This window comes from Bariatricus sp. HCP28S3_F11 (genome assembly GCF_052065395.1).
Classification (GTDB): Bacteria; Bacillota; Clostridia; order Lachnospirales; family Lachnospiraceae; genus Allocoprococcus.
This window is the reverse complement of the sequence record NZ_JBQHUC010000005.1, coordinates 79,274-99,690: the sequence shown is the minus strand read 5'-3', so window position 1 is coordinate 99,690 and position 20,417 is coordinate 79,274. Positions and strand designations below refer to the sequence as shown.

Here is a 20,417-nt window from a genome sequence, read left to right as displayed (position 1 = left end):
GCTGGTTTGCGTTTGGAAGAATGGAGGAAAACAGATGAAAGGTATTATTTTAGCAGGCGGTTCGGGGACAAGATTATATCCACTGACCAAGGCTGTTTCAAAGCAGATCATGCCGGTTTATGATAAACCGATGATATATTATCCGTTGTCAATACTGATGCTGGCGGGCATCCGGGAGATTTTGATCATTTCCACTCCGCGTGATCTTCCCGTTTTCAGAGAATTATTTGGAACCGGAGAGGAACTTGGACTTAAGATGTCTTATGCGGTTCAGGAGAGCCCGAGAGGACTGGCTGATGCATTTATCATCGGAGAAGAATTTATCGGTGACGATAATGTGGCGCTGATTCTTGGAGATAATATTTTCTATGGACAGAGTTTTTCAAAGCTCCTGCAGAGAGTGGCGTCTATGGAAAAGGGAGCAACGATCTTCGGATACTATGTAAGAGATCCGAGAGAATACGGAGTGGTGGAGTTTGATGAGAACGGAACCGCCATTTCTATAGAAGAAAAGCCGGAACATCCGAAGTCAAATTATGCAGTTCCGGGATTGTATTTCTACGACAATGATGTTGTTGAAATCGCAAAGAATGTGAAACCGTCAGCCCGTGGTGAGATTGAGATTACAAGTGTAAATAATGTATATCTGGAACGCGGAGATCTGCATGTCGAGACACTGGGACGAGGATTTGCATGGCTGGATACCGGCAATCATGATGCGCTTCTTGATGCGGCAGATTTTGTGGCGACATTCCAGAAACGCCAGGGACTATATATTTCCTGCATCGAAGAAATTGCATACAAACGTGGCTTTATTGATAAAGAACAGCTTTTGAAACTGGCACAGCCACTTCTCAAGACCGCGTATGGTAAATATCTGGTAGAAGTGGCAAACGGATTATAGAATAGGGGATTATAATGGGAAAAATAACAGTAGAAACATGTGAGATTGAAGGATTAAAGGTGATCACACCGACCGTATTCGGCGATGAGCGCGGATATTTTATGGAGACGTATAATTATAATGATTACAAGGCGGCAGGAATTGACATGGAATTCGTGCAGGATAATCAGTCAAGTTCCAAAAGAGGCGTTCTGCGCGGTCTGCATTTCCAGATCAACTATCCTCAGGATAAGCTGGTCCGGGTGGTTAGCGGGGAAGTGTTTGATGTTGCGGTGGACTTGAGAGAAGGTTCACCTACATTTGGAAAATGGCACGGCGTGATCCTTTCAGCAGAGAATAAGAAACAGTTTTTCATTCCGAAGAATTTTGCACATGGATTTCTTGTGCTTTCCGATTCGGCAGAATTTGCCTATAAATGTACCGACTTCTATCATCCGAATGATGAAGGCGGGCTTGCATGGAATGACAGTGAGATCGGTGTGAAATGGCCGCTTCAGGAAGGTGTTGAACTTACGATATCCGAAAAAGACCAGAAATGGGGCGGACTTAAGGAATTTATGAGACAGAAAGGATTATAATCATGAAAGTGTTGGTGACCGGTGTCAAAGGACAGTTGGGATATGATGTTGTAAATGAACTTGAAAAACGTGGACACATTGCAGTCGGAACCGATGTTGATGATATGGATATTACAAATCCGGAGTTGGTTGATAAAACCTTGAATGAAGTAAGGCCGGATGCGGTGATCCACTGTGCAGCCTATACAGCAGTTGATGCTGCAGAGGACAATGTGGAACTTTGCAGAAAGATCAACGCAGAAGGAACTAGGAACATTGCAGTCGTTTGTGAAAAGCTGGATATTAAGATGATGTATATCAGTACCGATTATGTGTTCAACGGAGAAGGGGAGAATTTCTGGGAACCGGATGATGCCAGAGAACCGCTCAATGTATACGGCCAGACCAAATACGAGGGAGAACTGGAAGTAGAAAAACATGTGGAGAAGTTTTTCATCGTAAGGATCGCATGGGTATTTGGAGTGAATGGAAAAAACTTTATTAAAACGATGCTGAGACTTGGCGAGAACAATAAGACAATCAAGGTGGTTAATGATCAGGTGGGATCACCTACCTATACTTATGATCTTGCTAGACTTCTTGTTGATATGATCGAAACAGATAAATATGGAAGATATCATGCAACAAATGAGGGACTCTGTACCTGGTATGAATTTGCGAAAGAAATCTTCCGCCAGGCAGGAATGGATGTGGAGGTAAGGCCGGTGACCAGTGATGAATTTCCGTCCAAAGCCAAAAGACCCCATAACAGCAGAATCAGTAAAGAGAAGCTGACCGAAGCGGGATTTGAGAGACTGCCGGTATGGCAGGACGCATTAGAGCGCTATTTGTCTGTTATATGCGAAAAGAACTGAAAATGTAATTGAATTGTAATATTTTTAACTAAATTTCAATAATTTTGGATGGAAAACTTGCGGAATGGTGTGTGGTTGTATATAATAGTACAAGATATGCTGTAAAGTAGGGTGAAGATATGAAAAAAATAAGAAGATTTGAAAGCACATTGTGGCTGCTGATTAAAGTTATATTATATTGTTTATTAATGGCTGCGTTTATATTGATCATGGCAAAAGAGAATCCGACATTGATTCGTCTGTCAAGAACGATGGGAATCACGCTTAGTACGTATTGTGTCTGCGGACTTCTGTTCCTCTCAATTTACGGAAAGTATGACGTGGGAAGAAGGAAGAGTAAACCGATCATTTATTCTTTGTCGCTTGCTGTATTTTTTACGGACATTGTAACGTATCTCCAGTTGATGATTATGAATACCATTACGCCCAGTGTTTATGCGTTCCGGTTCGACAGTATCGAATCGCTTGTGCTTGCGTATGCTGTCCAGTTCATCATTATCGTTGCGGCGGCTTATGGCGGAAACGGTCTTTTCTTTATGATTCATGAACCGGAGAGCTGCTGTGTTGTTACTTCCTCTCAGGAAAGTCTGGACTGTATTGCAAGAGCAATCATGAAATATAAGAAGCAGTACCGGATCGACTATATCGTAGATTACAGAGACAAGGACGCACTGAAGACAATCAAGAAGGCACAGACTGTCTTTTTGTACGATGTTCCGTCTCTTCAGAGGAGCGAGATCATCCGCTTCTGCTATAAAGAAAAGAAAAATATCTATATGAATCCAGAAATGGAGGATATTGTTGAGATCAATGCACAGTACTATCTTCTGGACGATGTTTCTGTGATCAATGCGAATGTGAAAGCGTGGACGATGGAACAGCGCGTTATGAAAAAACTGATGGATATGGGACTGGCTATCCTTCTGGGGATCCTCACTTCTCCGATCTGGCTTGTGAGCGCAATTGCAATCAAAGCTTACGATGGTGGCAGTATTTTCTTTAAACAGAAACGAGCTACCATTCATGGAAGAGTGTTTGAAGTATACAAATTCAGAACAATGCGTGAGAATGTGGAAAACCGTTCTGTCACAGATGATGATGACCGGATTACAAAGCCGGGCAAAATTCTCAGAAAAACTCGTATGGATGAACTGCCGCAGCTTATCAATATTCTGAAAGGGGATATGAGTTTCGTGGGTCCAAGACCGGAGATGCTGGAAAATGTGGAAGCGTATGAGGAAGAGCTTCCGGAATTCCGCTACCGTCTTCGCGTCAAAGCTGGTCTTACCGGCTATGCCCAGATTGCGGGAAAATATAATACCAGCCCGAAGGACAAACTGATCATGGATATGATGTATATCGAACAGTTCAGTATTGTGAGAGATATTCAGCTCATGTTCCAGACACTCATTGTACTGCTGAAATCTGACAGTACCGAGGCGTTTAAAACCGGAAAAGAAGAAGAAAAATATATCTTTGTTCCGGCAAAGGAAACAGAAGAAACAGAGAAATCAGGAGAGTAGTAATGGAGAATAACAATATTAAAGTCAGTATTATCATGCCTGTATACAAGGTAGAAGAATATGTTGGGAAAGCAATCGAGAGCATCCAGGCTCAGACTATGAAGGAGTGGGAATTCCTGATCGTTGATGACGGAACCCCGGACAGAAGTGGTGAGATCTGTGATGAATATGCTGCAAAAGACGAGAGAATTCATGTAATTCACAAGGAAAACGGCGGTGCGCCGAGTGCACGTAACGTTGCGATTGACATTGCAAAAGGAGAGTACATGTATTTTATGGATTCAGATGACTGGGCAGAGCCGACGATGTTGGAAGACATGTATAATCTCGCCAAGCGCGACAATGCACAGCTTGTTGTTGCGGGATTTTTCATTGATACCTATTATGATAAAGACCAGTATATGACGGATGATTATGTGGTTGAAGATGCAGTTTATCCGAATAAGGAAGAATTCCGTATGAATGCATATAAGCTGTTTGACAAGAATCTGTTATATACGCCATGGAATAAATTATTTGAATCGAAATATATAATGGAAAACAATCTTCGTTTTCCGACAACCTTCTGGGATGATTTCCCGTTTAATATCAGTGTGGTGAAAAATGTAGAAAGAGTTACTGTTACATCGAAACAGTACTATCATTTCCTGCGCGCAAGAACAGAGTCTGAGACGGCTGCGTACCGTCCGGGCATGTATGAAAAACGTGAGGAAGAGCACGGCTGGATGATGAATCTCTACAAAGAGTGGCACGTGGGAGATGCGGCCAGTACGGAAATGATCGCAAGAAGATATATCGAACGATTTATCGGATGTGTGGAAAACATTACAAATCCGAAGTGCGATATGTCGGCGAAAGAGAAAAAACAGGAGATTAAGAACATGCTTGCCAACCCGAGGGTAGGAAAAATGGCAAGAACAGCGAAACCGCGTTCTTTGTATATGAAGATCATGCTTCTTCCGATTAAATGGAACAGCACCTTGCTTACATACTGGGAGGCAAAGGTCATTACATATGTGAAGACAAAGAATACAAAGCTGTTTACAAAACTGAAAGTGGGAAGATAATGGAGAACAGACCTTTTATTAGTGTGGTAATGCCGGTATATAATGCAGAAAAGTATCTGGTATCCAGCATTGAGAGTGTTTTAAACCAAAGTTTTCATGATCTGGAATTGATTCTGGTCAATGATTGTTCGACAGATGGAAGCAGTGCGATCTGTAAGGATTATTTATGCCGGGATGCAAGAGTAAAATATATTGAATTGACAAAAAATGTGGGTGCTGGTAATACCCGGAATGCAGGGGTTGAGACTGCAAGAGGAGTATATCTTGCGTTTATAGATGCGGATGATACAATTGAACTGGATCTTTATCAAAAAGCAGTTGACGCATCTTGCGATGGAAGTCTGGATTTGATTGTATGGGGAGCAACGGAATGTTATTATGGCAAAAACGGGTGTTTGAGTTCAAAAAATGCGATTCAAGGAACTCCTTGCGTTTTGAACGAAGACTCTCAAATTGCCAGAATGGCATTAGAACTTGAACAAAAGACGTTATTGGGATATCAATGGAATAAATTATACAAACGTGAGATTGTTGAGAATGAACATATAAGATTTGAAAAATCTGTTTTGTATGAGGATTTTTTCTTTTCGCTTAGTGTGTTGAATCATGTGAACTCTATGGCAGTCATAGAATCTGCAGGATATTACTATAATAAAAGATTTGAAGGAAGTATTACTAATAAATATGTATTGGAGTATTTTGAACTCAGCAGAAGACGTGTAAATTCCATGTATTATTTCTGCAAAAAGAGGGAAATCGGCGGTGAAGCAAGCAATGTTCTTGGAAATATATATCTGAGATATATTCTTTCGGGATTGATGCGAAATGAAGATAAACGATCTGGAATGAGCAGCAAAGACAAGATTCAATGGATTAAAAAAATTTGTAATGATAAGCTGTATATCCGGACGGCTAAAAATTGCAAGACGCATTCGAAAATACTTGGAATATTACAAAAATTCATGAACGGAAAAAAATATGGGTTGTGCCGGCTCATGGGAATAGGAACAAATCTGGTTAAGGTATATTTTAAAAATCTATATGTGAGTATGACGAAGCAAGGCGGTAACTAACAGATAGAAAGGTATTATGGCGCGATTGGCCTATATAGGATGGATGAAAATGAAATATTGGTTAATATGTTTGATTCGGTTGGCAATGAAAGGGTTTTATATATTTCCTGTGAAAAAGAACAGAATATATTTTTCGGCAGACAGGGGAACAGCGATTTCGTGTAATCCGAAATATATATTTCAATATATGAAAAATCAGTTTCCTGGAAAATATGAGTACATCTGGGAGTATGATAAAGATGCGTATGAGGGCGTTTCGGATGTTACAATAGTGCGACCGCATACGCTGAAGGCAAATTATTTTATGCTGACATCAAAAGTAATTATTAGCAATGATGGATTAGGAAGCTATATTCCTAAAAGAAAGAATCAATGTTTTATTAATACATGGCATGGTGGCGGCGCATATAAGAAAGTAGGGGGAGATACCATAGCGGACCCTAAAAGTGCAGAAGTAAAAATTAATAAATTATGTGGAAGTCAAACTGATATTTTCATTTCCAGTTCCCGAAAATTTACGGAAGTGATGTCTGAAGCAAAAAAGATTTCACACAGTCATTTCATGGAATGTGGTATGCCAAGAAATGACTTTTTAATTAACGGAACAGATGAAGATGTCAATGGCAAAGTGAAAGCCTATTTCGGAATTCCAAAAGATAAAAAAATAGTATTATTTGCACCAACATATCGCGGGGTTGAGGGAAAGGCAAACTGTGACATGGAAATCAATGTAAAGAGTTGTCTGGAAGCTTTACAAAAAAGATTTGGCGGAGAATGGGTTTTCCTAATGAGAAAGCATCATTTTGTGAAAGAGATGAATAATCAGGGGTGTCTTGATGCAAGTACGTATCCGGATATGCAGGAATTATTATATGCGGTAGATGTATTTATGACAGATTATTCTTCGACAATATGGGATTATTCATTGATGGATAAGCCGGGATTTTTATTTGTTCCGGATTTGGAAGAATACACCAGAGACAGAAGTTTTTATACAGATCCAGAGACATGGGCGTTTCCACTTGCTAAGTCAAATGAAGAGCTTGAGCAGGAAATCCTGAATTATGATTCAGAGAAAAGCAGAGAGAAAATTGAAGCTCATCATAAGTATCTGGTTAATAAAGAGACCGGAAAGGCAACAAGTATCATAGCAGATTATATTGTGAAGAAATGCAGTGAATAGATAAGTTTTTGTGAAAGGAAATGACATCCAATGATCAAGATAAGTGTTATTATGCCGGTATATAATGCGATTCAATATTTGCCGGAAAGCATTGAAAGTATCCTGAATCAATCGTTGAAAGAGTTTGAACTGATTCTGGTTGACGATGGCTCTTCAGATGGCAGCAGCCGGTTATGTGATGAATACGCAGAGAAAGATGACAGAGTTGTTGTGATCCATCAGAAAAATGGTGGAATTTGTAATGCAAGAAATCATGCCCTTGATATTGCCAGAGGGGAGTATATTGCGTTTGCGGATCACGATGATTTGTATTTATCGGGATTGTTGGAAGATAATTATAAGATTGCTGAAAAATACCGGGCTGAACTAGTAAAGTTTGGAAGAGAATCTTTAAAAATAGACGAATATGGAAAAATCCATGGGAAAGATGTCAGAAATTTGAAGGAATGTTTTTACGATAGGGAGAGTCTGGAAGAGAATTATTTCAGATTGAGAAGAACGCAGGTGTTTTCGCCTGTCTGGGATGGCCTATATCAAAGAGAATTTCTTGAAAAAAATAAAATTCGTTTTGATGAGAATTTAAAAAATTACGGAGAAGAGGATACTGTATTTTGTCTCAAGTGTATTGAATACTTACAGCGGTTTGCAACGTCTCCCGGTGTCTATTTTAAACATTTTGTAAGATTGAAGCAGAGTCAATCATCTAAATTCCATGAATTGTCGTTAGATAAATTTGTATATAGCTGTACAAAGGAAAAAGAAACCTTATCGACATTTCGGCGTGTTGTGGATCAAAAAGAGTGGATTCTTTCCTGTGTTCAAAATCAGTTGCTCTCCATTCTGTTTCAGTTAGACCATAAGGATTGTAACTGGAGTGTGAAAGAAAAAATCAGTTATTTAAAGAAAATGAAAAATAAAGAGTGTTTTTCATGGAATCTTAGTAAAGCGGATTGGAAGCTTTTATGGAAGAAAGATAAGAAAAAATGTCTTGTTGCGTATCTGTTCGAAACGCAAAAATTCCGGATGCTTTTGGCATTGAGTAAAGCTTATCATAAAAAAGTCGTTAATCAGGAAGAAAAGAGAGTGTAACAATAAATACTTCGTCAAGGACAAACAGAAAGGAAAAACATTATGAGTGAATTTTATGATTTAAATGAATTGCTGGCATTTTGTCTGAGAAAAATAAAAGTGGCAGTCGCAATTATTCTGGTAGCTATTCTCGGATTTTGCGGAATGAGACTGGTTGATATGGTGCCGCAGTATCTCAGCCAGAGCCAGGAGGAAGAGCAGACGCAAAGTGTTGCTGTTTCCGAGGAACCGATGTGGAGTGAGGCGACCTATCTTCTGAAAATAGAAGTTCCGGATGCGGCGGATGCTGAAGAAGCCGCAAACAGAAAACAGGATATCATCTCAGCATTTAATGCGAATAAATATAATTCTGAAGTGGTAAATAAACTGGTTGAAGATTTCTACAGTCTGGAAGAAAAAGAAAATGACAGCAGAAAAGAGGAATTCTATTCATTTGGATATATCCTGGATAAGGAAAGACAGTACCAGTATTCCCTCTATGATTTTTATAGTCAGATGCTTGTGAATTCCGTATATCAGAATGTACAGTCCGGAAATTATGTGAGTGTAGGATTCAAGTCCACAAATGAAGAACTTGCCTTAAGCATTGCGGAAGAATATGTAGGATTGCTTACGAATAAAGTGATTGCCCAGAAGGGGGAATTTACCTGTGAACAGGTAGACCGTCAAGTCGTATATTCCCTTCCGAAGACTTCAGCGGGAGCGTCTCCGGTACGTGGAACAGCACTGGCTGTAAGTACAAATAAAGGGATTACCCTGAAAGATATCATTAAACAGGAAATCAAAGGTGTGATCTGGGGAATCCTGCTTGGAATTATGGCTTCTGCAATTGTTCTTGTGGCATGGTATTACGTTGGAACTAAGCTGCAGAAACGTTCGGATCTGAAAAAAATTGGAGTAGAATATCTGGGACTCTATACGAATAAGAAAAAACGAGGAATTCTTTATCGCCTGGTTTATGGAATTGAGGGCGACAGCAGGATTTTTGATGAGGATGGTCTGGCAAAAGTTGTGGCTTCCCTGACAGATGCAAAAGGTATTGAAGGAGAAGTGCTGGTCAGCGGAACATGTGACTATAAAATTGTCGAAAGGGCATGTGAAGCGATCGGGAAAGAAAAGAGTACGGATCTTGCATTCATACCATCTGAGTCTATACTGACTCATGAAGAAACGATTGAAAGATGTAAACAAATCAAACAGGTTATCCTGATCGAGAAGATCGGTGCTTCTAATAAACAGGATGTATCAAGTGAGGTAAAGAGATTCGAGGAACTGGGAGTTCAGATTATCGGAATTGCTCTCAATGAACAGTAAGAGGTGAGTAGTATAAAAACATATATTATAATGCTTGCTTTCACATTACTGTTTGCATATCTGTGGCAGCAGGCAGATATAAAAGAGTCAAACTGTGAAAGCATCGGCCGAAAAATCTTGTCATATGGATTTGCGTTTTTGGCATTTCTTCCGATGTATCTGATCAATGCAACGATGACATATGTCGGAACAGATTACAAAGAGTACTATCGCTATTATACACAGTTAAGCCCTGAATCCACCTGGCATATGGATGTTGCATTTGAGACGATATGTAAGATCCTGAAAAGCTTTAACATGGATTTTCAGACGGTTTATTTTGTCATATGTCTGATCGGATACGTACTGTTATTGTTGTGTGTGAAAAAATACTCGGAAAAATACTGGCAGAGCTATTTCTGGTATTTTATGTTCACGTATTTTTTCCTCCTGGGAATGAATTTGATCAGGCAGTTTGTGGCTATGATGATCGTATGGTATGGGATCTCCTATATTGAAGAAAAGAAATTTATCAAATACCTGATTTGTGTACTGATCGCAACATCTTTTCATTTTACTGCGATCATCATGCTGCCGTTTTATTTTATTTTTAATAAAAAACTGAAATTATCTTTAATTGCTTTGGCGACGGTGATCGCGGTTCCAATCAATTTTGTATTTACGGAAGTGCTGACATGGCTGTTCAAAATGTTTAAACCATCGTATTTGAATACGAACTATATTGCCAAATCTTTTGAAGTCGATGTACCGTATGTAGGTGTGTGCCTGATTACGATTCTGCTGATCGTTCTTTACTTCAATAAGATTTATCAGGAGGGGCAGACTGGAAAGGCAAAATACAATCCTATATTTGTAAATTCTGTTTTTGTAGGAGCGTTTATTGTGTTATTCTGCACATGGCTCCCGATCTATAAGAGATTTGCCGTGTACTTTCTGTTCCCGGGAATGTTCCTGATTCCAAATATCCTGCAGAATGAGCAGAGAAAACCGGTCAGGATCGCATTAAATATATTGCAGTTTTTATTATGTTTGTTCTATCTGGTGCGCTATATACCTCATTGGGATGTGCTTCCGTACAGAAGTGTGCTTTTTTAGACAGAGAAAGGGTGAATAGATGAATATAAAGACGAATGGAGTCATAAAGAATTTTTCATATTCTTTTTTGGCTAACGCGACGAATACTTTGATTTCCATGATTCTGGTACTGATTGTGCCGAAAATGATCGGAGTAAAAGAATATTCTTACTGGCAGCTTTATCTGTTCTATACTTCCTATGTAGGTTTCTTCCATTTTGGATGGGCGGACGGAATTTACCTGAAATTCGGCGGAAAAAAGTATGAGGAGATCGATAAGAACTATTTTAATACGCAGTTCTGGCTTTTGACTTTTATGGAAATCCTTGTCGCCATCCTGCTGGGTATTGGTACGATGATACTGTGCAGGGATGCGGATAAGAGCTTCATCCTGGTCATGACCGGTTTGTGCTGCGTACTGCAGATTCCTAGAACCTTTTTGCAGTATATTCTTCAGGCAACCAACAGAATCGCAGATTATGCCAAGAATTATTTCCTGGAAAAAATCGTGTATGCGATTCTGGTTGCCGTATTTCTTATTGTCGGAGTCAGAGACTACAATTATCTGATCGGATCGGATCTGTTTGCCAGAATGGTGACACTTTTACTTCTGGTGTACCAGTGCAGGGATATTGTTTTTAAGAAGATTTCACGCATCGGTCAGGGGATCAAAGATGCCTGGGATAATATCAGTATTGGAAGCAAGCTTTTGTTTGCGAATATCGCGAGTCTTCTGCTTGTGGGAATTGTAAGATTTGCAATCGAAAACTACTGGGGCGTTGAGACGTTTGGAAGAGTTTCACTTTCTGTGACTGCATCCAATCTTTTGATGGTATTGATCAATGCGGTCAGTGTGGTTTTGTATCCGATGTTGAAAAATATTCCGGAAGACCGCTATGTAGAAATGTACGACAAGATGAAAGTGGGCCTGATGGTTCCGGTTCTTGGAATGCTGGTTGTTTATTATCCTGCAAAAGTGATCTTGTCCTGGTGGCTTCCGCAATATGCTGAAAGTCTGCGGTACATGGCACTGTTGTTCCCAATCTGTGTATTCGAAAGCAAGAACAGTATGATCGTGAATACATATCTGAAAGCATTGAGAAAAGAAAAATTCCTGATGCGGGCAAGCTGGTTTGCGGTTGGGGTTTCACTGGTATGTTCCGCGGTGTTTGTATATATTCTCCATGACTTGAATTTGAGTATAGCATGTATTCCGGTAATCCTGGGCGTACGCTGCTATGTCGGGGAAGCGATCCTTGCCAAGGAGCTGAAAGTAAATATCTGGAAAGATGTTCTGGTGGAGATCGGGCTTGTCGTTGTATTCATTCTGGTAAGCTGGAATGTGGAATCGATGATCAGTACACTGGTATACCTCTGTTGTTATCTTATTTATGTGAAGGGCAGATGGAGCAGTTTTGCTGATATATTTTTGAAGAAGGTGAAAAAGTAATGAATATAGCTGTTATTTTTGCCGGCGGTGTCGGTGTAATCCGGAAACTAACATGTCAAAACGATTCGGCAAAAGTATAAATTTTATCTAATTTCATCTGATTCAAAACGCCGGTATTTTGTAAAGAATGACGGCACACCATATACAGAACGTATATTCTTGTGCGAATATCTTATTGATTGGTTCCGTATCAGTAGATAATACTATCGTTTTATTCCGCATACATGATTGAAGGTACTGTTGGATCATCGATTATAATACGAATAACACCCGGCATTGTTTGGCCGGGTGAAGTATCTTTAAGTTTCCGTAGTCTCTATGAAAAGAAGTAAATGGAAGTCACATTAGAAAAATGTGGAAAATTACAGTTGGCTATGTGGATAAAATATTTTAGAATAATGTGGCAGCAATAGAGATAGAGGTGAAACTATCACACAAGGTGAAATATTTAAAAAGATTAGAGTATATTTAGGCTTATCCCAGAAAGCAATGGGGATAAGATGGGATGTTCCACCGCGAAAATCAGACGGTGTGAGACGGGGGAACGGGAGATTACAGATGAGATCATCCAGAGCATGTGTGAGTCGTGTAGTGTGGACAAAAGAGTGTTTGATGATCCGGATCATATAGAAGCATATTGCAATTATGTTCCCAAAGTAATAGATTACCGCTCGATAGGTGAAAGGGTGCGGGAACTGCGAAAAGAGAAAAAACTGATGCAAAAAGACTTTGGAGAGAAGGCTGGTTATTCGCCGTCAGCTATCTTTAAAATAGAAACGCGCCTGAATCATGCGACCGACAAAACACTACATGATATAGCAGATACATTTGATGTTGGATTTGAATGGCTGAAGTTCGGAGATGAGAGATACAGGAAATCTCTGGTGAATCGAAAGCTGATTGAATGGTTAATGGACCATCAGGAAATCAGAGATCAACTTTGGAAGAAGATAAAGGATGGGATTATCCCTTCCGAAATCCAACTTAATTTTTTAAAAAAGTGTCTTGACAAATGGGTTCACTTTAGAATGAATAGGAGGAATTGATTATGAATATAGCAGTAATATTTGCGGGTGGTGTCGGATCCCGAATGCATTCCAAAGATAAGCCAAAGCAGTTCTTGGAAATGTATAACAAGCCTGTCATCATACATACACTAGAACATTTTGAGAATCATCCAATGATTAATGCAATTGCTGTTGTGTGTATTGAAAGCTGGATTCCTTATCTCAATGAGCTTTTGTATAAATTCAGGATTGAGAAAGTTAAGAAAGTAGTTCCCGGTGGAGAGACTGGCCAATTATCAATTTACAATGGATTGAAAGCCGCTAAAGAAATAGCGGGGAATGAAAAAGCCATTGCATTAATACACGATGGTGTGCGCCCGCTTATTAACGAGAAGCTTATTACAGACAATATTGAAGCCGTAAAGAAGTATGGAAATTCCATCACAAGCGGTATTGTTAAAGAAACTATTGTTGAAATAGATGATAATCATGGTATTAAACTTGTTCCTGACCGTGCTCATTCAAGAGTAGCTAAAGCGCCACAGTGTTTTTACCTAGAGGATATTCTTTCCGCTCATGCTAAGGCGTTAGAAGAAGGAATAACAAGTTTTATAGATTCTTGTACAATGATGCAGCATTATGGCTATCACCTTCATATGACTGATGGTCCGTATGAGAATATTAAAATTACAACGCCAGACGATTTCTATACTATGAGAGCAATTCTTGAAGCAAAGGAAAATGCACAGATTTATGGAATGGATGAGTGATATGTTGAAATCTGAAGTAAATAACCAATACAAAGAGAATAACGAGTTAATTAATCAATTCTTAGGGAAAACTATATATATAACTGGAGCGACCGGATTAATAGGCTCAAATCTGGTCAAGACATTACTTTCTAATAGCGGCTGTAAGATTGTGGTTCAGACAAGGAATGAATCAAAAGCCAGGCTAATGTTTAACGAGAGAGTTGAATATGTTGTTTGTGATTTAACAACAAGACCAGTATATGACGGAAAAGTTGATTATATAATTCATTGTGCGAATCCAACTTCAAGTAAGTACTTTGTTGATAATCCTGTAGAAACAATTAAAATTGCAGTTAATGGTACAATAAATATTCTTGAATTTGCCAAAGAAAAAGAAGTACAAAGCTTTGTGTTTTTATCCACAATGGAAGTTTATGGATCGCCAAAGAAGGGGCATAAGGTGAAGGAATGTGAAGGTGGATCATTTGACTCATCTGTTGTAAGAAACTGCTATCCACTAAGTAAACAGACGTGTGAAAGTTTATGTGCTGCCTATGCTTCTGAATATGGGATTAACTCAAAAGTTCTAAGACTAACTCAGACATTTGGCTCGGGAGTAGAATATAATGATGGGCGTGTTTTTGCTGAGTTTGCAAGATGTGCAATTGAGAAAAGAAATATTGTGTTGAAAACTAAGGGTGAAACCGAGAGGTGCTATCTTGATATTTCTGATGCAGTCTCAGCAATCCTTACCGTTTTATTGAATGGAAAGATTGGTGAAATATATACCGCAGCAAATGAAGAAACTTATTGTTCAATATATGAAATGGCTAAGCTTGTGGCCGAGATGAATGGAATTGATGTTGAAATCAAAGAACAGGATATTTCAAAAAGTGGTTATGCCAATACGCTTTATATGGATCTCGACACATCAAAGTTAAGAAATCTAGGGTGGGAACCCGTTGTTGGATTAGAAGATTCTATTAAAAAGCTAATAGATTATATGAAAGGATTGTCATGAAAAAAATAGCATTAGTAGGATTAATTTATGATACAAATCTGGACGATCCAGCAATTTATGAGTCAACTAGGAAACTAACATGTCAAAACGATTCGGCAAAAGTATAAATTATATCCAATTTCATCTGCTTCGAAACGCCGGTGTCTTGTAAAGAATGACGGCACACCATATACAGAACGTACATTCTTGTGAGAATATCTTATTGATTGGTTCCGTATCAGTAGTAATCTGCTGAATAGAAGTTGTCAAAAATACTATCGTTTTGTTCCGCATACATGATTGAAGGTACTGTTGGATCATCGATTATAATACGAATAACACCCGGCATTGTTTGGCCGGGTGAAGTATCTTTAAGTTTGCGGAGTCTCTATGAAAAGAAGTAAATGGAAGTCACATTAGAAAAATGTGGAAAACTACAGTCGGCTATGTAGATAAAATGTTTTAGAATAATGTGGCAGCAATAGAAATAGAGGTGAAACTATCACACAAGGTGAAATATTTAAAAAGATTAGAGTATATTTAGGTAAGATGAAAGAGGTTTTCGACATACCGGAATCGAATACGTACGGATATGCGGCGGACACGAAGATGAAGCTGAATTCCGACAAACTTCAGTCTCTTGGGTGGAAGCCGGAGATCGGGCTTGAGGAAGCGTATAGAAGATTGATTGAGAGTATGAAAGGATAATTAAACTGCACAGAAAAGGAATGATATAATGAAAAAAAGAGTCATATATTTCGATCTACTTAATATTACTGCCAGTTTTGGGGTTGTTGCCATGCATTGTAACGGAATCGTACATTCCTTTAGCAATACAATACCATGGAAGCAGAGTTTGATTGTAGAGGTGGCAGCATATTGGGCGGTACCGGTTTTTTTCATGCTATCTGGTGCAACGCTGATGGAATATCGTTCAAAGTATACTACAGAAGTGTTTTTGAAGAAAAGGGCAGAAAAAACACTGATCCCTTTTATTGCCTGGAGTATTCTTGCCTTGATATTTAAAAGTTTAACTGGAGCGATAGCGATAAAAAGTCTTTCTGTCAGGGAATTGTTATCGATGTTTATTAATTGTAAAATTGAGAATATCTATTGGTTTTTTATACCGTTGTTCGCAGTATATTTGTGTATACCGGTATTGGCCTGCCTGATTCAAGACTCTTATCGGTGGGTGGAATATATGATTGTTGTCGGAATTGCGACAATATCCATAGCACCGTTTTTGTGTAATGTGTTAGAAATACCGTTTAATACATTTATGTCTTTCCCGTTGACCGGCGGTTATGTATTGTATGTTCTTTTAGGATTCTGGCTGTCCAAAGCCGATTTGTCAAAAAACGAAAGAATCCTGATATATTTGTTGGGGATTGGTGGAGCATTTGCCAGATATTGCGGTACCTATTTCCTTTCGATTAAAAATGGAGAGCTGAACAAACTGTTCTGGGGCTATTTAAACTGGCCCGCGTTGTTGTTGGCAGTGGCTGTTTTTGTCTGGTTCCGATATCATGACTGGAACTGGATTGAGAAAAATTCCATATTAAGAGCTGGTGTAATCGAGATGGCGGGGTGTAGTTTTGGTGTTTATCTGACTCATATTTTTGTAATCAATATTGTGTGCAGTGTATGCAATGTCAATGTTTCCGGTGGTAAATGGAGAACATTAGGAGTGATTCTGGTTTATGGGCTTTCATTGATCATAGTAAAAATATTGAAGCGCATACCGGTGATACAAAGGGTTGTTCCATAAAAGTAGAGTTGTTATGAAGCTAAAATGCAGAATTGTATGCTATTTATATTGATCACATATAGGGTTATCACTGATTACATAATCGGGGATAATCCTTTTTAAGTTGGTTTGACAAGCCATGCCAACTGTTATACAATGGAAACAGATTTATACGATAGGAGGAGGACTACTTATGTTTCGGAAAAAGGCATCAAGATTTTTATCGGCTATACTTGTCAGTGTGTTAGTCGCGTCGAGTCTGGGTGGTTATACCAGTAAGGCTGAAGACAGCACAGAAACCGGAGAAGAGATACTTGTCCAAAATGAAGAAGCAGCTCAAAATGAAGACAATGAAATCATAGAAGAAGATCAGACGGGAGAAGATGTACCCGCCGAAGAGACGGAAAGTCAGGAGAATTCTTCAAGCGAAGTGACAGAAACGCCTGTACAGGAGGAAAGTGTGGAACCTTTCCCGGAAAATGGTGAGAGGCTGGAACATGTCACCGGAATGGACGCGGACGGCAATGTTTATGAGATAAGTGATGAAGCCGGTATCATAAAGACCAGCAGGTATGATGCCAGAGCTGCCGAGGCTCAGATTGTGAACTTCAATACAAAGGGCTCCAGTACAACGGATTATAAGGAAGTGGAGACCGGAGCATCCGGCTACACCTGCGGTACATACGGTGCGGATGCAGCTTATCTGGGGACGAGCTCAGGAAAAGTGAAGTTCATGCTTTCCGGTGTGATCGGCGAAGTGGACGAATCGGAAGTTCAGATCGTTGGGATTTCAGATGCAAGCTCCATCAGTTATTACACCGTGTCATCCGGAAGACTGATGCATTATATTACGACGAATGTATCAAAGGATTCCTATGGCTCGAAACTGGACAATGGTCCGGCTCCTTCATATCTGAAAGAAGGCACAAAGTACTACAGTTACGACGGACATTATTTTTATACATACAGCAATTTTGATTCCATGATTTCGGATTATAATAACGGAGCCCGGACGAACTCTGTAAATCCGAATAGTCCATATTTCAATTATTATCAATATCTGCCATTGAGAAGTAAGACGAATTACAGTGCTTCAGAGATGAATGATATGATCAATGCGAAAACAGACAGTGATTCTAAGATGAGAAATATCGGGAATGATCTTGTGACAGATCAGAATACTTATGGAGTCAATGCTTTGATTATGACCGGTGTTGCGGCAAACGAAAGCGCATGGGGAAGCAGCAATATAGCTCAGTCGAAGAATAATTTATTTGGTCTGAATGCAGTTGATTCGAGCCCCGGTGAATCTGCGAATTACTATTCTGATGTGGCAACGTGTATCAAAGATTTCGCAGAAACTTATATGTCCAAGCGATATCTGAGATCCGGATATACATACTATAAAGGAGCTTTCCTTGGAAATAAGGCGAGCGGTATCAATGTGCATTATGCATCCGACCCGTACTGGGGAGAGAAAGCGGCAAATGTTGCATGGAACCTGGATAATAACAACGGACAGAAGGATTATGAGAAATATACGATCGGAATCAAAGACCTTCTCAGCAATGAACATACGACATTGAATGTCCGCAATATTAGTTCTACAGATTCCTCATCCACTGTATTATATAAGACCGTTTCACAGTCTCAGTATGCATTTCTGATTTTAAATAACGGAACGCTGGAAAACGGTTTTTATAAAGTACAGAGTGATCCGGTTCTGAACAGTGAGAGAACAGAGATAGACACATCGACCGGAAACTATAATTTCAGTACAATGTACGCATATGCACACAGTGATTATGTTACGATCGTACATAACGGAAACGGATCTGAATCAAATGATCCGGATGATACTCCTACATGGGATCCTACATGGGATACAGTAACACCTGTCAGTGTTCCGTCCAATGTTGCAGATGCTTTGACGGTAACTCCATATGTAGAAGAATACGGATGGCTTTCTGATGTGAAGAACGGAGAGCAGGCCGGAACGACCGGTATCAGTCATCAGATGGAAGCTATTAAGATGAAGATTAACGGAATAGCAGGTCTAGGAATCGAGTACTCTGCGCATCTGGCCGGAACAGGCTGGCAGGATTATGTGGCCGACGGAGAAACTGCAGGTTCTACAGGACAGGATACTGCCATGCAGGCGATCAAGATCCGTTTGACAGGAAGTAAAAGCGATGAATACGATATTTTCTATCGCGCACATGTTCAGACATATGGATGGCAGGATTATGTTTCCTCAGATGAGATTGCCGGTACGACGGGAGAGAGCAAAGATCTGCAAGCGCTGCAGATCGTGATTGTGGAAAAGGAGAAGGATATCAGCGTCGACAGCAAGGATCTTATTTCTTACAGTGCTTATACAAGTACATTTGGCTGGGGTGGTGCGGCATCCCGGAATGGAGAACAGGCTGGCGTGATCGGTATGTCATTGCCGATTGAGAGTATTAAAATTGAAAGTGGAATTGAAGGGGTAGGCGTAGAATACAGCACACATATCCCAAATGTAGGCTGGCAGGATTATGTGGCTGATGGGGAAGAATCCAAGGTGACCGATTCACCGAAACGTATTGAGGCAATTCGCGTAAGATTAACCGGTAAAAATGCAGATGATTATGATGTTTATTATCGTGTACATTGCCAGAAGTTTGGTTGGCTCGGCTGGGCGAAAAACGATGAGAAGGCCGGAAGCCAGGGCTATTCCTACCGTATTGAAGCATTACAGATCGTTGTGGTGAAAGCGGGAAGTGAAGCGCCGGGAAGTACAGAAGGTGCTTTTAAACTAAAACCTACGGATATTGTTTATACAGCGTATGTGAACGGAGATGGATGGCAGGATGCAGTCCGGAATGGAGAATCAGCCGGAACGACGGGGCAGTCCAAGGCGCTGGGAGGACTGAAAGTTGTATTGGAGAATAAGGTTTTTGACGGAAGTGTTCAGTATTCCGGTCATATTCAGAATAAAGGCTGGGATGTATGGAGACAGAACGGGGCAGTCAGCGGTACTGCGGACGGGACAAAGCGGTTTGAGGCGGTTAAGATTCAGCTAACGGATGAGATGGCAGAGAATTATGACATCTATTACCGTGTTCATTGTCAGCAGTTCGGATGGCTTGGTTGGGCGAAGAATGGTCAGGCAGCCGGAACAGAAGGATATAGTTATCGGGTCGAAGCAATTGAGATCCGGCTTGTCACAAAAGGCGATGCGGCACCGGGAAGCACAGATAATACGTTTAAGAAGAGATATGCGTCTGTTAAGTATTCTGCACATGTGCAGAGAGTGGGCTGGCAGTCCTTTGTAAGTGACGGAGCACAGGCAGGTACTGTAGATCAGGGACTTCGAATGGAAGCACTTAAGATTCAGCTGGCGAATTTGAATTGTGACGGCGGCATCAAGTACAGTGCGCATGTACAGGGAATCGGCTGGCAGTCTTATGTTTCAGACGGAGAGATCAGCGGAACGGTTGGTAAGCAGAAGCGAGTAGAAGCAATCAAGATCCAGTTGACGGGAGATATTGCCGATTACTGTGATGTCTATTACCGTGTCAATGTTCCGGGATATGGCTGGCTGGCATGGACCAAGAACGGAGAATCCGCCGGAACAGAAGGGTACAGCAAGCAGATGGAAGCGATTCAGATTAAGATCGTGACTAAAGGAGAAGAAGCTCCATCTACTGCAGGTACTGCATTCTATAAAAAGTAGTAAGTAAATGTTCAGAGTCATTATGGCTCTGAACATTTATAATAATTTGAAACTGTTTAGAGTCTGGCAGTGTTTTCGAAGCTG

At 40.1% G+C, this 20,417-nt stretch carries 17 protein-coding genes; all 17 read left to right on the top strand.

What is annotated here, in order from left to right; all coding sequences use genetic code 11:
- Positions 1–34: 34 nt before the first annotated feature.
- The 17 genes from rfbA to ACTNBR_RS03970 all read left to right on the top strand — a co-directional run bounded on the left by rfbA (position 35) and on the right by ACTNBR_RS03970 (position 20,333).
- Positions 35–904: a glucose-1-phosphate thymidylyltransferase RfbA gene (rfbA, locus tag ACTNBR_RS04050; RefSeq protein WP_427805608.1), complete on the top strand. Its 870-nt coding sequence runs from the start codon at positions 35–37 to the stop codon at positions 902–904.
- Positions 905–918: 14 nt separating this feature from the next.
- Positions 919–1,482 (top strand): dTDP-4-dehydrorhamnose 3,5-epimerase, encoded by a 564-nt coding sequence (gene rfbC, locus ACTNBR_RS04045; RefSeq protein WP_427819741.1) that lies wholly within the window; start codon positions 919–921, stop codon positions 1,480–1,482.
- Between the two features lie 2 nt (positions 1,483–1,484).
- Positions 1,485–2,336, top strand: a complete 852-nt coding sequence (gene rfbD, locus ACTNBR_RS04040; protein ID WP_441016145.1) for a dTDP-4-dehydrorhamnose reductase — start codon at positions 1,485–1,487, stop codon at positions 2,334–2,336.
- Between the two features lie 119 nt (positions 2,337–2,455).
- Entirely contained in the window at positions 2,456–3,859 is a 1,404-nt protein-coding gene (locus ACTNBR_RS04035) for a sugar transferase (RefSeq protein WP_441016142.1), read from the top strand.
- A gap of 2 nt (positions 3,860–3,861) precedes the next feature.
- Positions 3,862–4,926: a glycosyltransferase family 2 protein gene (locus ACTNBR_RS04030; protein WP_427805612.1), complete on the top strand. Its 1,065-nt coding sequence runs from the start codon at positions 3,862–3,864 to the stop codon at positions 4,924–4,926.
- Positions 4,926–5,999: a glycosyltransferase family 2 protein gene (locus ACTNBR_RS04025; protein ID WP_441016139.1), complete on the top strand. Its 1,074-nt coding sequence runs from the start codon at positions 4,926–4,928 to the stop codon at positions 5,997–5,999. Before ACTNBR_RS04030 ends, ACTNBR_RS04025 begins: the two co-directional genes overlap by 1 nt.
- Positions 6,000–6,048: 49 nt before the next feature.
- Positions 6,049–7,182 carry a CDP-glycerol glycerophosphotransferase family protein gene (locus tag ACTNBR_RS04020; protein WP_441042672.1) on the top strand — a complete coding sequence of 378 codons (1,134 nt, stop codon included), beginning with the start codon at positions 6,049–6,051 and terminating at the stop codon, positions 7,180–7,182.
- A gap of 30 nt (positions 7,183–7,212) precedes the next feature.
- Positions 7,213–8,271: a glycosyltransferase family 2 protein gene (locus tag ACTNBR_RS04015; protein ID WP_427805615.1), complete on the top strand. Its 1,059-nt coding sequence runs from the start codon at positions 7,213–7,215 to the stop codon at positions 8,269–8,271.
- 42 nt (positions 8,272–8,313) lie between these two features.
- Complete coding sequence (locus ACTNBR_RS04010) at positions 8,314–9,585, top strand: hypothetical protein (RefSeq protein ID WP_427805616.1); 1,272 nt, start codon at positions 8,314–8,316, stop codon at positions 9,583–9,585.
- A gap of 3 nt (positions 9,586–9,588) precedes the next feature.
- Positions 9,589–10,680, top strand: a complete 1,092-nt coding sequence (locus tag ACTNBR_RS04005) for an EpsG family protein (protein ID WP_441042671.1) — start codon at positions 9,589–9,591, stop codon at positions 10,678–10,680.
- A gap of 19 nt (positions 10,681–10,699) precedes the next feature.
- The gene (locus ACTNBR_RS04000; protein ID WP_441016130.1) at positions 10,700–12,109 is read left to right on the top strand and encodes a lipopolysaccharide biosynthesis protein; all 1,410 of its coding nucleotides are present in this window, start codon (positions 10,700–10,702) and stop codon (positions 12,107–12,109) included.
- Positions 12,110–12,609: 500 nt separating this feature from the next.
- The gene (locus tag ACTNBR_RS03995; protein WP_320856433.1) at positions 12,610–13,155 is read left to right on the top strand and encodes a helix-turn-helix domain-containing protein; all 546 of its coding nucleotides are present in this window, start codon (positions 12,610–12,612) and stop codon (positions 13,153–13,155) included.
- 2 nt (positions 13,156–13,157) lie between these two features.
- The gene (locus tag ACTNBR_RS03990; RefSeq protein WP_320856432.1) at positions 13,158–13,886 is read left to right on the top strand and encodes an IspD/TarI family cytidylyltransferase; all 729 of its coding nucleotides are present in this window, start codon (positions 13,158–13,160) and stop codon (positions 13,884–13,886) included.
- Entirely contained in the window at positions 13,870–14,889 is a 1,020-nt protein-coding gene (locus ACTNBR_RS03985; RefSeq protein WP_441016127.1) for an NAD-dependent epimerase/dehydratase family protein, read from the top strand. The genes ACTNBR_RS03990 and ACTNBR_RS03985 overlap by 17 nt, the downstream gene beginning before the upstream one ends.
- A 528-nt stretch (positions 14,890–15,417) precedes the next feature.
- A complete protein-coding gene (locus ACTNBR_RS03980) occupies positions 15,418–15,576 on the top strand; it encodes a hypothetical protein (protein WP_427805621.1) in 159 nt (52 codons plus the stop codon).
- A gap of 28 nt (positions 15,577–15,604) precedes the next feature.
- Complete coding sequence (locus ACTNBR_RS03975; RefSeq protein ID WP_441016124.1) at positions 15,605–16,636, top strand: acyltransferase; 1,032 nt, start codon at positions 15,605–15,607, stop codon at positions 16,634–16,636.
- Between the two features lie 172 nt (positions 16,637–16,808).
- Positions 16,809–20,333, top strand: coding sequence for a glucosaminidase domain-containing protein (locus tag ACTNBR_RS03970; protein ID WP_441016122.1), 3,525 nt, complete (start codon positions 16,809–16,811; stop codon positions 20,331–20,333).
- The last annotated feature ends 84 nt before the right edge of the window (positions 20,334–20,417 follow it).